Origin of the sequence: Mycoplana rhizolycopersici (genome assembly GCF_013378445.1) — a bacterium.
Lineage (GTDB): Bacteria > Pseudomonadota > Alphaproteobacteria > Rhizobiales > Rhizobiaceae > Mycoplana > Mycoplana rhizolycopersici.
Genome location: NZ_JABXYK010000018.1, coordinates 20897 through 35851, shown reverse-complemented (window position 1 = coordinate 35851; position 14955 = coordinate 20897). Strand labels below are relative to the sequence as shown.

Annotated in this window: 13 protein-coding genes; 4 read left to right on the top strand and 9 right to left on the bottom strand. The window is 63.2% G+C overall.

Annotated elements, in window-relative coordinates; genetic code table 11:
- Positions 1–2: 2 nt before the first annotated feature.
- Positions 3–590: a thermonuclease family protein gene (locus HV823_RS22055; RefSeq protein WP_176951854.1), complete on the bottom strand. Its 588-nt coding sequence runs from the start codon at positions 588–590 to the stop codon at positions 3–5.
- A 297-nt stretch (positions 591–887) separates the two neighbouring features.
- Between HV823_RS22055 and HV823_RS22050 the strand changes: the two genes are divergently transcribed.
- The gene (locus HV823_RS22050) at positions 888–2423 is read left to right on the top strand and encodes a sensor histidine kinase (RefSeq protein ID WP_176951853.1); all 1536 of its coding nucleotides are present in this window, start codon (positions 888–890) and stop codon (positions 2421–2423) included.
- Between the two features lie 22 nt (positions 2424–2445).
- Here HV823_RS22050 and HV823_RS22045 read toward each other — a convergent pair whose 3' ends face one another.
- From HV823_RS22045 to cobT, 3 genes are all read right to left on the bottom strand, one after another.
- Positions 2446–3549: a hypothetical protein gene (locus HV823_RS22045; protein ID WP_176951852.1), complete on the bottom strand. Its 1104-nt coding sequence runs from the start codon at positions 3547–3549 to the stop codon at positions 2446–2448.
- A gap of 73 nt (positions 3550–3622) precedes the next feature.
- Positions 3623–4027, bottom strand: a complete 405-nt coding sequence (locus HV823_RS22040; protein ID WP_176951851.1) for a diacylglycerol kinase — start codon at positions 4025–4027, stop codon at positions 3623–3625.
- Positions 4028–4217: 190 nt separating this feature from the next.
- A complete protein-coding gene (gene cobT / locus HV823_RS22035) occupies positions 4218–5234 on the bottom strand; it encodes a nicotinate-nucleotide--dimethylbenzimidazole phosphoribosyltransferase (RefSeq protein ID WP_176951850.1) in 1017 nt (338 codons plus the stop codon).
- A 182-nt stretch (positions 5235–5416) separates the two neighbouring features.
- Between cobT and HV823_RS22030 the strand changes: the two genes are divergently transcribed.
- From HV823_RS22030 to HV823_RS22020, 3 genes are read left to right on the top strand one after another with little or no spacing between them, the layout of a single operon-like run.
- Positions 5417–6199 carry an adenosylcobinamide-GDP ribazoletransferase gene (locus tag HV823_RS22030; protein WP_425487691.1) on the top strand — a complete coding sequence of 261 codons (783 nt, stop codon included), beginning with the start codon at positions 5417–5419 and terminating at the stop codon, positions 6197–6199.
- Positions 6200–6240: 41 nt separating this feature from the next.
- Entirely contained in the window at positions 6241–6462 is a 222-nt protein-coding gene (locus HV823_RS22025) for a DUF1289 domain-containing protein (protein WP_176951849.1), read from the top strand.
- Positions 6459–7157 (top strand): retropepsin-like aspartic protease family protein, encoded by a 699-nt coding sequence (locus HV823_RS22020; RefSeq protein WP_176951848.1) that lies wholly within the window; start codon positions 6459–6461, stop codon positions 7155–7157. The genes HV823_RS22025 and HV823_RS22020 overlap by 4 nt, the downstream gene beginning before the upstream one ends.
- Before the next feature lie 147 nt (positions 7158–7304).
- On the opposite strand, the gene HV823_RS22015 is transcribed toward HV823_RS22020, so the two are convergent.
- The 5 genes from HV823_RS22015 to HV823_RS21995 all read right to left on the bottom strand — a co-directional run bounded on the left by HV823_RS22015 (position 7305) and on the right by HV823_RS21995 (position 14762).
- Positions 7305–8999 carry a methyl-accepting chemotaxis protein gene (locus HV823_RS22015; protein WP_176951847.1) on the bottom strand — a complete coding sequence of 565 codons (1695 nt, stop codon included), beginning with the start codon at positions 8997–8999 and terminating at the stop codon, positions 7305–7307.
- Between the two features lie 229 nt (positions 9000–9228).
- Entirely contained in the window at positions 9229–9990 is a 762-nt protein-coding gene (locus tag HV823_RS22010) for an ABC transporter permease (protein ID WP_176951846.1), read from the bottom strand.
- Complete coding sequence (locus tag HV823_RS22005; protein WP_176951845.1) at positions 9987–10913, bottom strand: ABC transporter ATP-binding protein; 927 nt, start codon at positions 10911–10913, stop codon at positions 9987–9989. The genes HV823_RS22010 and HV823_RS22005 overlap by 4 nt, the downstream gene beginning before the upstream one ends.
- A 492-nt stretch (positions 10914–11405) precedes the next feature.
- Complete coding sequence (locus HV823_RS22000) at positions 11406–12644, bottom strand: extensin-like domain-containing protein (protein WP_425487690.1); 1239 nt, start codon at positions 12642–12644, stop codon at positions 11406–11408.
- Between the two features lie 306 nt (positions 12645–12950).
- The gene (locus tag HV823_RS21995) at positions 12951–14762 is read right to left on the bottom strand and encodes a methyl-accepting chemotaxis protein (RefSeq protein WP_176951843.1); all 1812 of its coding nucleotides are present in this window, start codon (positions 14760–14762) and stop codon (positions 12951–12953) included.
- Between the last annotated feature and the right edge of the window lie 193 nt (positions 14763–14955).

The window sequence follows — 14955 nt, the reverse complement described above, 5'->3', positions numbered from 1 at the left end:
CCCTACCGAATCCCGAGGAACTTGAGCACGGCGGTGAGATAGTCCGCGACCGGCTCATGCGGCTCTTCCTGCGGCCTTCCGTGCTGACGGCGCCAATCCTGCGGCATTTCGAACGTGCTGCTCCAAAGTCCCTTGCCTTCCGCCCGGGCCAACGCCTCGGCATGCTCATAGTCGCCATAGGAGACGGCAAGCCCGTCCCGGACCATGCGCTCGCCGACATCCTCCTCGCCGATACGGCAACGCGCGAGCGTGCGGCTGTATTTGTCCGTACCGATCAGGCTGCAGGCAATGTCGCCGCGGCGCAGCATCTCGGCGAGGTGCGAGCGGGCGGATGCCCCGCATAGCCAATCTTCCTCGCCCCTGCGGCAGGATTGCGTCAATTCGGGGGCGTCCATGCCGGACAGGCGGATCCGCCGTCCGCCGAGCGTCAGCGTATCGCCATCGGCTGCGCGCGCCGCACCGCCGAGCAGTTCCGCGACCGGCTGGTCGTTCACGCGCGCGGCAATCAGGGCCATCAGGGCCAGAATTGCAACCGTCAGCATCGCATCGCGCCATTTGCCGATCTTCGACGCAGTTCCATATCCAAACATCGTATGCACCCTCGGGTTCTGCCCCGACCGGCATTCATGCCGCGTTCCGTCATACCGGCCGGGCGTTCCTGCCCGGCCTTCGCTTTTGTCCTGCCGTCATCGTGACCGACCGGCAAGGCGTGCGCAAATTCAATGTGTTGCTAGCCGTCGCTGCATCTGGGCGGCACAACCGTGCCGCATCGAGGCAACCATCCGCGATTAGCGGTGAAATGGTTCGCAAATTCCTAACGCACGGCAGCATCTTCTTAAGAATTCCACAATAGACTTTCACAAGTGATCACAAGCGTTTCGTAGACCATGAGCCCCGGCGTCAGCACCACGACCGACAAGAATATCGTCGACAGATCGCGCAGCCATCGAAACAAGGCTGTCTCGCGAGCTGTCCGCGCGACCCGCGAGCGCCTGCAGACCGCGACGGGGACATCTCCCGTGTTCGAACGCGAGATGCTGCTTCTCTATATCAATTCCATTCTGAACAGCGCCCTCGTCATTCCCGCGCTGATCACGGTCATCGCCGGCATAGGGCTCAGGCTGACCCGCGATCCCGTCTTCGTCGCCTGGGGCCTTCTGGCACTGAGCCTGCACGCCATCACCGTGTTGCTGGCAAGGCACGTCCACAGGAAGGGCCTTTCGGCGGAAGAGGTTCGGCGCTGGCAGAGGTGGTTCCTCGCAGCACAGATCCTCATGGGTCTGGGATGGGCGGTTTTTGCCCTGCAGGATTGCAACAGCTGCGGCGGAAGCACCTTCGATTTCTACAAGGGCACTTCCGTGCTCGTCGCCTTGTGCGTCACCTCGATCGGCTCTTTGATGCTGCGGAACGCCACGCTCTATGCGTTCATGCCGACCGTGATCGTCATGTTCCTGGTCGCGAGCAGCAAGCCGGACGGAGTGCTTTTCGGGATGACGGCCATCCTCTCGGCCGCCCTGATCTTCCTGACCTTCATCACCCATCGCCTCCGCCGCACCAGCATACAGTTGCTGTCATCGCAGTCTGAAAAGGACGATTTGATCGCTGAGCTCGAAGTAGCGAAATCGATGTCCGACGAAGCCCGCCGCCGGGCCGAGGAAGCCAATCTCGCGAAATCGCGTTTCCTCGCCTCCATGTCGCATGAGCTTCGCACGCCGCTGAACGCCATCCTCGGCTTTTCCGAAGTCATGAGCACGGAGGTGATGGGGCCGCTCAATAACCCCACCTACAAGGAATACACCGCCGACATCCACCGGTCGGGCAAGCATCTGCTCAACCTGATCAACGAGATCCTCGACCTTTCGCGCATCGAGGCGGGCAAGTACGACCTGACGGAAGAAGCCATCCGACTGGTGGAGATCTGCGAGGACTGCGTCGGCATGGTGCAGCTTCGCGCCCGCGCCAAGAACATCTCCATCCGCCAGCAGTTCGAAAGCGGCATGCCGGACGTCTGGGCGGACGAGAAGGCGTTGCGGCAGGTGGTGCTCAATCTCCTCTCCAACGCCGTGAAATTCACGCCCCAGAGCGGCGAGGTCACCGTCAAGGTCGGCTGGACCGCCGGCGGTGGTCAGTACATCTCGATCAGGGACAACGGCCCGGGCATTCCCGAAGAGGAAATTCCGATCGTTCTGTCGGCCTTCGGCCAGGGCTCGATTGCGATCAAGAGCGCCGAGCAGGGCACCGGCCTCGGCCTGCCGATCGTCCAGGCGATCCTCGCCAAGCACAACGGCGAATTCATCCTGAAATCGAAGCTGCGCGAAGGAACCGAAGCGATCGCGATCCTTCCCGCAAAGCGGGTCCTTCAGAGCCTCCTGCCGGTGGAAGAGATCAGGACGGTCGCACCGAAAAAGCGCAGCTTCGCCTGATTTTCACGCTTTTGTGTGCAGGTCACCCGACAAGGTCGAGGAACGGCTGATAGTCGTGAAAATCACGCAGGTCGTTGTCGTAGGCGCTCGGCCGCGACAGGTTCTTCAGGCGCTGCTTGTACCTTCCGTCGAGCGCCACCGCGTTGCGGACGCAGGTCAGCACACTGTTCTTGATGTCGATCAGTGCCTGCTGCGTCTTGTCGGCCGGTTCACCGGCAAGGTCCGGCCGTTCGAGAAGAGCGTGATGCTTCTGCCCGAATGCGCAAGCCATCAGTAGCCAGTATTCCGGATTGCTGCGCGCCGAGCTTCCGCTGATCCGGTTTCCGAGGTCGATCGCGCGCTGGTACCCGTCCTCGACGTAGAGAAGGGAGCGAATGATATCGAGCGTCTGGTTGACCGAGGGTGCAGCGCCGCCCGAGACCATCTTCACAGAGGGGTTCTCACTGTCGGGGCTCAATTCCTCTGCCGCCCTTGTGACCTCATCCGCGCCCTCCTCGATTGGATCGTTGAGGTGATCGCCCAGCACGCGTTCGACATACTGGAACAGCGCCGAAAGGTAGATCCGCGTATAGAGGTAGAAGAATATGAAGCCGGCGACGAGGCCGAAAAGAAGAATGAACGGGCCGACGATCGGTATGGACTGGCCCGACGGCCCCAGATGCGCCGTATTTAACTTCAGGTATTCGGAAAAGCTGTAAAGGCGATCATCAAGAGTGCCGATTTGGGTCAGGCCGACGCCGACCAGCATCGTCGTCAGCCATTCCGAAATGCGCTCCAGATTCGAGTTCGAGCGCAGCAGACTGAGCCGCCGCCTGCCTCTCGCGTCATCGCCCGGTTGCTGGTCCTCCAGTTCGGAGACCGGCGCCAGCGGATCTTTCGCAAGAATTCGCGGGACTGAAAACAAGAAGCCGACGACACCGCCGAGTGCTGCCGCCATGGCGAAGATCAGGCCACAGATGCCGATCGCCGCCAGATAGCCGTAGGTCTGCGACGCGATGAGGAACAGTGCGGAAATGCCGAGCAGCACAAGAGCCACGAGCCCGAGGAACCTTGCCTTCCCGTTCCGGTCTCGCTCTTCCCGATCCTCCTCCCCCAGGTCTGTGAATGTGCCGATACCCACGCTCATGGCGCCCTCCCCGTTTGCGTAGGATCATAGGGGGCAGAACCACGGCCGTCAATCTTTAGGTTGTATAAATAACTTAATACAACCAGTGCGACAGTATCACCACATAGACTGCGTAGACCGCATTCGCCACGATCATGCAGAAGCAGGCGAACGAACCGAGATCCTTGGCGTTCCGGCCCATGTCGGATATTTCGGGCGAGACACGGTCGACGATTTCCTCGATCGCGGTATTGATCGCCTCGAAGGCCATCATCAGCAGAAACAGGATCCCCATCGCGACATACTGGAACAGCGTCGCGCCAGTTGCGACGAAGCCGATCATCACGCCGCCGAAGGCAAGCAGTTCGTGGCGGAATGCGGCCTCGCCCAGCAGGCGCCTTGCCCCGCCCAGTGAATAGCTGGCGGCGGCAAAGAGGTGCCGGATGCCCTTCTGCTTCTTCACCGGGCTCGTATCAATCCTGCCATCCGCCATGGTCATCGTTCTTCTCTCGCTCGCACGATTGCGGCCGCGCACGCCCACGTTGTCATATCTATCATGCCAGCAACGCCCGACGAAAGCATTGCCGGCTTGCCGCTTCGGGCCATATTGGCGTCCGGTGGCCGAAACAAGGCAGCAAGGAGCGCCTAAGCGTCCACGCCTTGATGTTGCCGGCAGGTGCGGTCCCCGCCTATTGCTTGTTGCTGACGCCGGCCTGAACGAACGTCGCCATGCCGGAATGGCAGGCGGCGGCGGATTTCACGATGCCGGCTGCAAGTGCTGCCCCCGTCCCCTCGCCGAGCCGCATGCCGAGCGCCAGAAGCGGCGTCTTGCCGAGCTTTTCGATCGCGCGCATGTGCCCCGGCTCCGCCGAGACATGGCCGATCAGGCAGTGATCCAGCGCGGCCGGGTTGGCCGCCTTCAGGATCGCGCCCGCGCAGGTGGCGACATAGCCGTCGAGAATCACCGGTACCTTCTGCATGCGCGCCGCCAGGATGGCGCCGGCCATCGCGGCGATCTCCCGCCCGCCGAGCCGCCGCAGCACCTCGAGCGGATCGGAGAGATGCGCCTTGTGAAGGGCGACAGCCTTTTCCACCGCGGCGATCTTGCGGGCAAGCACGTCGCCTTCCGAGCCGGTGCCGGGACCGACCCATTCCGCTGCGGTGCCACCATAGAGCGCGAGGTTGATGGCGGCTGCGATCGTCGTGTTGCCGATGCCCATTTCACCGATGCACAGAAGATCGGTACCGCCTGCCACAGCCTCCATGCCGAAGGCCATGGTCGCCGCGCAGTCACGCTCCGACAGGGCGGCCTCCTGCGTGATGTCGCCCGTCGGATAGTCGAGCGCGAGGTCGAAGACCTTCAGCCCGAGGTCGTGGGTGACGCAGATCTGGTTGATCGCTGCCCCGCCCGCGGCGAAGTTCTCCACCATCTGGGCGGTCACCGAAGACGGATAGGGGGTCACGCCCTGCTTCGTCACGCCGTGGTTGCCGGCAAAGATCGCGACCAGCGGCCGCGTCACAGCGGGCGCACGGCCGGACCAGGCGGCGAGCCAGAAGGCGATCTCCTCCAGCCGGCCGAGCGAACCCGGCGGCTTGGTCAGCTGGGCATCGCGGTCGCGCGCCGCCGCAAGCGCTGCCGAATCCGGCCCCGGCAGATTGCGCAGCAATTCACGGAAATCATCGAACGGCAGGCCGCTGGCACTCATATTGGGGAATTCCTCGTATTCGGCTTCCAAAGCAGGATCGGTTGCCCCCTATTAGAGATCGGCGGCGCGTCCGACAACCGAATTTGCGGCGGACACTGTCGCCGTTTCGGCATGGCAACGCGGCGGCGACACGCTAGGATGAGGTGCCCGCACTTTGGCTCGGGCGGCAAGGGGAGATGCAGGTGGAACTGCGCGACTATATCAACGACGTTGCCCGATCAGTCGCATTTCTGTCGCGCATCCGTGTACCCGGGCGCTATTTCGAGGGGCATGACGGCCGGCTCAGCGTGGCCGTCCGGGCGTTTCCGACCGCCGGCGTATTGATCCTGCTGCCGGCGGCGGCGCTGCTGGCAGTCCTGGCGATGCTGGAGACTGCTCCCTATCTGTCCGCCTTTCTTGTGCTCGCCGTCCAGACGCTTTTGACCGGCGCGCTGCATGAAGACGGGTTGTCGGATGCCGCCGACGGGATCGGCGGCGGGCGCGACCGGGAAAGCACCCTTTCCATCATGAAGGACAGCCGCGTCGGCTCCTACGGGGTCGTCGCCCTTGTCCTGTCCTTCGGCCTTCGTGCGTCTGCGCTCGCAGCGATCATGACCGCCCTTTCGCCGATCGCTTCCGCCTGCGCGCTGCTTGCCGTCGCCGCCGCCAGCCGCGCCGCGATGGTCTGGCACTGGCAGGCGTTGCCCCCGGCCCGGCCGGACGGCGTCGCCGCCGCCGCCGGCCAGCCGGAGCGCGGTGCGGCGCAGGCCGCACTCGTTTCCGGCGCGGCAATCGTCCTGCTGCTGCTTCTGCCAGCGGCGCCGCTTCTCGGCATCGCCTCGATGGTGCTCGCCGCCGCCGCCGCCGTCTTCGCCTTCAGCGACGTCGTTTCCGACAAGATCGGCGGCCATACCGGCGACACGATCGGCGCCAGCGAACAGGTCGCCGAGATTGCGGCGCTCGCCGCCCTTGCGCTGGCGCTCTGAGCCGACGATATAGAATGGCATCTGTATCCGCTGGAGACCCGATGGAATCGCCTTGCATCCTCGTCTGTTCGATCGATGACACGACCGGCTATTGTTTCGGCTGCGGCAGGACGCGCGAGGAGATCGGCGGCTGGATAAGCTACAGCGCCGACCAGCGCCGCTCTGTGATGGCCGAACTGCCGGCCCGTCTTGCCACCATCGAACGCAAGCCTCGCCGGGAAACCCGGCGGACGCGCATGGCGCGGGAGCGCGGCGAGGCATGAGATTGTGGATCGTCCTCGGCATCCTCGGCTTCGGACTGGCGATGCTTTTCCTGAACCACGGGACGGGGCGCACCTTCGGCCTCGGCAATGACGACTTCGGCCAACTCGTTCAGTTGGCCGCGATCGGCGCGTTGCTCGCCACCGGCTTCCTCGCCAGCCGCGGTCGCATGAGCGAAGCGCTGCGCAATGCGGCACTCTGGCTGCTGATCGCGCTCCTCTTCGTTGCTGGCTATATCTACCGCGACGATCTGCAATCGGTCGCAGGCCGGCTGACGGCTGGGCTCGTACCGGGCCGCGCCGTCACGACGACCGATGCTTCCGGCGAACAGATCCTCGTGCTGCACAAGATGGAGCATGGTCATTTCCAGGTCGATGCACAGATCAACGGCGGCAGCGCCAATCTCCTGGTCGATACCGGCGCGAGTTCGGTCGTCCTCAGCTATGCGGACGCCGAGCGGCTTGGACTGGCGCCCGAAACGCTCAATTTCAATCTCATGGTATCGACCGCCAACGGCACGGCCGTGGCTGCGCCCGTCCGCCTCGACAGCGTCGCCATCGGCCCGATCGAGCGTCGCAACGTCCGCGCCGTGGTGGCGGGCCGGGGCCGGCTTGATCAGAGCCTTCTCGGCATGACCTTCCTCGGAACGCTCGGCTCGGTCGAAATTCGCGGCGACGAACTGCGTTTGCGGGACTGAAGCGGCACCCGACTTCCCTGCGCCCGCTTTCGACGCTTCCGCCTTTGAACCGATCCGTGTCGTTACCGCAAATGTGCCATGTACATCGGCGCTGCCCCTTTGGCGGCGCCGTTTCAAGAAACCAAATCCGGCCGGTTGACCAGCAGGTCAGGCAACCAGACTTTGTCCCATGCAAGGCGAATTACCGGTGAATCGGTTGCCAGTGCGGAATTGCCCCACCAGTCCCGACAACTCCGCAGCCTCATCCGCAAGCCCAGCGCTGGCGACTGCCGATTCCTCCACCAGCGCAACGTTGCGCTGTGTTCCCTGATCAATGGCGTTCACCGCCTCGTTCACCTGGCTCAGGCTTGCCGATTGCTCGCGCGTCGCCTCCACGATGGCGCCGACATTCTCATGCACGCGCGTCACCTGCCCGACGATCTCCTCTAGCGCCCCGCCGGCCCGACCGACAAGGCCCACTCCGTCGCGGACATGCTTCTCCGATTCGGCGATGAGCGCCTTGATCTCCTTCGCCGCCGTCCCCGTGCGCTGCGCCAATTCGCGCACCTCGTGGGCCACCACCGCAAAGCCCTTGCCTGCATCCCCGGCCCGCGCCGCTTCCACGCCGGCGTTCAGCGCCAGAAGGTTCGTCTGGAACGCGATCACGTCGATCACACTGACGATGCCCGCAATCTGCGTCGAGGACGCCTCGATCTTCGCCATAGCGTCTACGGCCTGCCGGACGACATTGCCGGATATGTCCGCACTCAGCTTTGCGCCTTCGACCAGCGTGCCCGCCTCGGCGGCGCGCGTCGCGGTCTCATTCACTGTTACCGTGATCTCGTTGACCGCGGAAGCCGTCTCTTCGACGGCGGCTGCCTGCTGTTCGAGTTCGCGTGCCAATGCCTCGGAGGCAATGCGTACCTGTTGCGAACCGGACGCCATGGTCGAGGCGCTTTGTGAGATTGTCCGTACCGCGCCGCCAAGACGATCGACGGACATGTTGAAATCCGCCCTCAGCTTGTCGAGTGCGGCGCCAAAAGGTTGCTCCAACCTGCATCCGAGATTACCGTCCGCCAGCTCGTGCAAGGCGCCGCCGAGTTCGTTGACCGCGCGAACGCGGTCGCTCACGTCGGTCGCAAACTTCACGATCTTGAAGACCTTGCCGTTCATGTCGAAGATCGGATTGTAGGACGCCTGGATATGAACCTTCCTGCCGCCCTTCCCGATCCGCGTGAACTCATCGGATACGAATTCACCGGCAGCCAGCCTGTTCCACATTTCGCCATATCCGCGGCTCGCGACATAGCCCGGATCACAAAACATCGAATGGTGCTGGCCGACGATCTCGTCGATCCCGTAGCCGAGAGCCTGCAGAAAATTGTCATTGGCCGTCAGGATCTGTCCGTCGGTATTGAACTCGATGATCGCCTGGGCGCGTGATATCGCGTCCAGCTTGCCGGAATATTCGGCGTTTCTCTGCTTCGCCTCGGTGATGTCGGTCGCAAATTTCACGATCTTGTACGGCTTGCCGCCGCGGGACACCGGGTTGTAGGAAGCCTCGATCCAGACCTCGCGGCCGTTCTTGCCCAGGCGCCTGTACTGACGGCGATCGAATTCGCCCTGCCCCAGGCGCCGCCAGAATTCGCGATATTCCGCGCTCTTGGCGTATTGCGGCTCCACGAACATGCTGTGATGCCGGCCGACGATCTCCGACAGCTCATATCCGAGCGCATTGCAGAAATTCCGGTTCGCAGTCAGGATTTTTCCGCCGAGGTCGAATTCGATAATCGCTTGCGACCTGTCCATGGCCTCGAGGATGGCCGCGGCGTCGACCGTGCGGCCAAACGAAAGCAACGACATGATCCGACTCCAGCAAAGAACGATAATAATTCAGGAATAGGCACAGTCCTGATCGGGCCATGCTGAAAGACAAGTCCATTAAGTGCCGAAAAGATAAGCGGTCGAACGTTTACATTTGTTTAAATTGCAACCGAAGGAGGAAGCATCCGTACCGGGAATCCCATGTCCGATAAAGGCGGCCGCCTCCAATGCAGATATCCCGGGTGCGGCGGCATCGGCGGCAAAGCCTTCAGTTCTTCAGCTTGTAACCGGTCTTGAAGATCCAGGCCGTGATCGAAAGGCAGGCGGCCAAAAACACGACGACGATGCCCAGGCTGATCAGTGGGTTGACGTCTGCGATCTCGAAGAAGCTCCAGCGGAAACCGGAAACGAGATACAGCACCGGATTGAAGTGGCTGACCGTCTGCCAGAACGGCGGAAGCATGTCGATCGAGTAGAAGCTGCCGCCCAGAAAGACGAGTGGCGGGATCACCAGCATCGGAATCACGTTCAACTGCTCGAAATCCTTCGCCCAGATACCGATCATGAAACCGAAAAGGCTGAAGCTGACCGCTGTCAGGACGAAGAACAGAACCATCAGGAAGGGATGGGCGATAGAGATGTCCACGAAAAGCGACGCCGTGACGAGGATGATCGTTCCGATCAGCAGTCCCTTGGTCGCGGCCGCGCCGACATAGCCGATGACGATCTCGACCACCGAGATCGGCGCCGACAGGATTTCATAGATCGTGCCGGTGAACTTCGGGAAGTAGATGCCGAACGATCCATTGCCGATGCACTGGTTGAGCAGCGTCAGCATGATGAGGCCGGGCGCGATGAAGGCGCCGTAGGGCACGCCGTCGACCTCCTGGATACGCGAGCCGATCGCCGCGCCGAACACGATGAAATAGAGCGAGGTCGACACGACCGGCGAGATGACGCTCTGCATGAGGGTGCGGCGGGTGCGCGCCATCTCGAAGAGGTAGATCGACTTGATGGCCTCGAAATTCATTTCGCCTCTCCCACCAGTTCGACGAAGATGTCTTCCAGCGTGCTCTGCTGCGTCGAGACGTCCTTCAGCCGAAAACCCTCTTGCGCGATCGCGCTCAATAACCCCGTGATGCCAGTGCGCTCGCCGCTCGTTTCATAGTCGTAGATCAGGGCGCGGCCTTCGCTCCCGATCCGCAGATTGAAACGCGCCAAGGCTTCGGGAACGACAGCGACCGGTTCCGCAAGCTCGACCGTCAACGTCTTGCGTCCGAGTTTCTGCATCAGCGCCGCCTTATCCTCCACGAGCAGGATCTCGCCCTTGTTGATGACGCCGATGCGATCGGCGATCTCCTCGGCCTCCTCGATGTAGTGCGTCGTCAGGATGATCGTGACGCCGGAGGCGCGCAGCCGCTCGACCAGTTGCCACATGTCCTTGCGCAGGGCCACGTCGACGCCCGCGGTCGGCTCGTCGAGGAAGAGCACCTTCGGTTCGTAGGAGAGCGCCTTGGCGATCAAAACGCGCCGGCGCATGCCGCCGGACAGGTGCCGGAGCATGGAATCCTTCTTGTCCCACAGCGACAGCTCGCGAAGGATGCGTTCAATCAGTACCGGATCGGGCTTCTTGCCGTGCAGTCCGCGGGAAAAGGCCACGGTGTTGAACACGGTCTCGAAGGCATCGAGCGTCAGCTCCTGCGGTACGAGGCCGATGATCTCGCGCGTGCGACGGAAATCCTTGACCACGTCGTGGCCGGCGACGGTCACGCGGCCGCCGCTCGGCATGACGATGCCACAGATGATGGAAATCATTGTCGTCTTGCCGGCGCCGTTGGGGCCGAGCAGCGCGAGGATTTCGCCTTCCTCGATGTCGAGGTTCACCCCCTTCAAAGCCTGGAAGCCGCTGGCATAGCTCTTGGTGAGGTTCTGGATGCTGACGATGGGAGCCATGAATGGACCAATGCAAGTGGCGGGAAGCAGGCAGGACGGTCTCTGGGTACCCGGAGACGCGCGCTCTGCCGGAAATGGCGGGGTGCGCCGCTATATGGGACCGGCTGCGGCCGATTTCATCCCCCGAGGCGAAAAAATGTCACGTGCACACGCAGATGCTGCAGATCGGCGCAGAGCTCCAAGCAAGACCGGTCAACTGTCATGAAACCGTGACGGTCTTCAATCATCCTCGGAGCCGAGGCAGGAAGCCGCCACCGCGTCGCCCCGGCGCTTTCCGCTCGCAATGATTGCGACATCGCCTCCGCCTTGCTGTCCCCTTGGCAAGGCCGGACGGATGGATGAACCATCCGCAAGGAAGCGCCGCCCGCGGGATCCCCTTCCGCTGGCCACCTGTATCGCGTCGGCGCAGCCGCGACGCCCTGATGAAGCGTAACTTGGCCGGCTCCAGGGCCGGTCCTTTTTTTCCTTCAGCCCAAACAGGGTGAAAGCCGATCAAAGGCTGCAGTGACGATATCCCGACTTGCGCATCCTGAGATCGAAGTGAAAGTGATCCTTGTGGAAGCGGTCGCTTCCAGGGCCGAGCACCGTGGTGAAATACTTGCAGCTGTCGCTGCGCACCGCCTTCAGCAACCCCTTCTCGCGAAAGGCGAAGAAGCTCTTGTTGCGGACGAGGATCGCCTTGCCGCTGTTGAGGACGATCTTGCCGACGTCGATGGCGTTGCCCTTGGCGTGTTCCGACATGGCGGCGCCGCGCCGCGAGTTCATCGTACGGCAGGAATAGGACGACATCTGGTGGATCGACTTGACGCCGGAGAGGTAGCGCATGCGCGCTGACGGCGCGAGTTCGTTCTTCACCCAGCGCGCGAACGCCTCGGTGATCTGGCAGTTCACCTGCGCGGCCGGCTTGATCTGGATGCCGCCGGACAGGCCCTGCAGTTCGATCGGATAGGCTATGCCGCAGGAATTGCCCTTGCCGATCCGCGGCAGGTCGCGGAACTTTACACCCAGCCGCTGCAGCCGCTGCCGACAGGCCTTCTCCGCCGCCGGCATCCCGCCCAGCGTTTCCGGCACCGACATCGGATTGCTGAAGCGGGGGATATAGGCGACCTTCTCCTGCTGCGATGCCGGTGCTGCCGTTGCAGCCGCCGGGGCGGAACCGCCCAGCTCCGCGCCGGCGCCAGACATCGGCATTGTCGTCGGCATTGACATCTGCTCCGGCGTGGACGCAGGCCCGTCCAGTTGCCGGGGCGCATCCGTCCCGATGCCGTCGACCACGACCTGGGTGGCGTTGCCTTCCGCGATCTCCTCGGCCTGCGCCTCGGCAAGCCCTTGGACGGGCGCAACGCCGAGCCCGGCATCCATGTTCACGCCATCCTGCGGTACCTGCATCGTCCCGTAGGCGACCTGCGGCTCCGTCACGCCCATTGCCTCGTCGCTGTCGATCTTCGGCAAGGCGCCGGCTGGCTGAGCCTGCCCCCCACCGTATGCGTCGTCCGTGACCACGGCGCTGTTTCCCGCGACCGTGACCGGCATCCCCGTCGCGGGATAGGCCGCGGCGGCGTCGCCGGACATACGTCGCGCACGCGGCTCACCCGCAGGCCTGATCGCGTTGACCGTGCTTTCGCCGTCGATGCTTGCCGGCGGCATCATCCCGTCCGAGCACGCGGCGAGCAGCAGCGTCGCCAGCAGCGCGGCCGGAAGACCGGATGAAAAGGCAGACGCGATACTCATGGCACTTCCCATTCCGCTTGCGGTCCGACAGCCGGCAGAAGGCCAACCGCCACGTATTCCGGCATGGTGCAGACATCCTATGTTCGCATTTGGGACGAAACGGACACGCCGCGCGGCGCAATGCTACGCCCCTGCAAATCAACGAAATTTTAGAACGGCAGGGTAAACGAAGGGTTTCGCGGCAACTCGCCGGATAGAGCGGCAGCCCATGGCCGCTATGGGAAACGGCCCGGCGCAAGCGCCGAGCCGTTACTGTCTGTCAAACCTCCTGGCCGCATACCGTTGACGGAACTGCCGATTTGAACGTCAGGCCGCGCGCATCTGCGCGGCTTCCTGCTGCGTCGAAAGGCGGAAATTCTGCAACAGCGACCGCAGCTGCGCGCTTTCCTCCGTCAGTGTCTGGCCGGCCGCGTTGGTCTCCTCGACCATCGCCGCATTCTGCTGGGTCATCTGGTCCATCTGGTTCACCGCGGTGTTGACCTCGGCAAGACCGACGGACTGTTCGCGGGCGGCGGTCGCAATCAGCTTGACCTGATCGTTGACCTGGTTGACGAGATGCTCGATCTCCGCCAGCGCCTCGCCGGTCGAGCGCACCAGCGCCACCCCGTTTTCGACTTCCATCGCCGAATTTCCGATCAGCCCCTTGATCTCCTTGGCGGCCTTGGCGGACCGCTGGGCCAGTTCGCGCACTTCCTGTGCCACGACCGCAAATCCCCTGCCCGCCTCGCCTGCGCGCGCCGCCTCGACGCCCGCATTCAGTGCAAGAAGGTTCGTCTGGAACGCGATCTCGTCGATCACGCCGATGATCTGGCTGATGCGGCTGGAGGCGTCCTCGATCCGGCCCATGGCCGCCACCGCGTCGCGGACGATGGCGCCGGAACGACCGGCACTGTCGCGCGTCTGGGCAACCATGCGGCTTGCCTCGGAGGCACGATCGGAGGCGCTGCGAACGGCGACGGTGATTTCGTCCAGCGCGGCTGCCGTCTCCTCGAGGGAAGCGGCCTGCTGCTCGGTGCGATGGGACAGATTGTCGGCCGCAGCAGCGATGCCGCCAGCGTTGCCGTGCACCACGTCGGTCGAATGGGCGATCGCGGAAATCACGCCGTTGAGCGCCTGCGCCGCCTGGTTGAAGTCGTCGCGCAGCTTGGCATATTCCGGCGCCATGGCACCGATCCGTGCGGACAGGTCGCCGCGCGCCAGTTGTTCAAGAGCCTTGCCGAGGATCGCCATCGCATCCGCCTGCGACTGGCTGTGTGCGCGCTGACGGTGTTCGCCCTCGCTGCGCTCGGCATCGAGCCGGCGCTGCTGCTCGCCTTCGCGGCGGCGCAGTTCGGCCCGCTCCTCAACCGTGTCGCGCAGGACCGCGACCACCTTCGCCATGTCGCCGATTTCGTCTCCGCGCCCCGTTTCCGGCACCTCGCCCGAAACATCCTCGCGTCCGATCGCTTCCATCGATGCCTTCAGCCGTTCGATCGGCAGCACGACGCTGCGAACGATCGCATAGGCGAGCAACACGATTGCACCCGCACCCAGTCCGAGCAGGCCCGCCATGAAGAGCGCGTTGCTGCGGAACATGGCGGCGAGGTCGTCGGAATAGACGCCAGTGCCGACCACCCAGCCCCAGGGCGCAAAGCCGGCGACATGCGAATATTTCAGCACCGGCTCGTCGGCACCGGGCTTCGGCCAGTAATAGTCGACGAAACCCTCACCTTTGGTCTTCGCCACCTGTGCGAATTCCTTGAAGATGAATTTGCCGTCGGGATCCTTCATGCCGGACTGGTCGGTGTTGTCCATTTCCGGCTTGATCGGATGCATCAGGACGCGGGCATCGAGGTCGTTGATCCAGAAATAGCCGCTGCCCTCGTAGCGCAGCGCCCGGACCGCGTCCTTGGCGCGCGCCTGCGCTTCCTCGCGACTCAGCACGCCGGCCGTCTCCTGCCCGTGATAGAACTCGAACAGCTTGACCAGGCTCTCGTCCATCGCCCGTAGTTTGGCCTTGCGCTCCACCACCATCAGATCCTGGTAGTGAAACAGCGTGTAGACGGATACAGCGGAAAACACGGCCAAGGCCACGCCGACCAGCAGATAGAGTCTGGCAGAAATCTTCAAGTTGCTCACGAAATGCCCCCTCATAGTCCGGTCGACAATTCCTCCCGGTTTGCCCGGATATTTGGTTGGATAGGTTAAATTCGACTAAATTATCACATATCAAATCATGGGTCTGGACGCCGGTTTTACCGACATATTCCCGCTTGCCAGGCACCGCCGCCCACCGCCGCCTTTCTCACCGCGCGAGACTGGGCTAAACGGA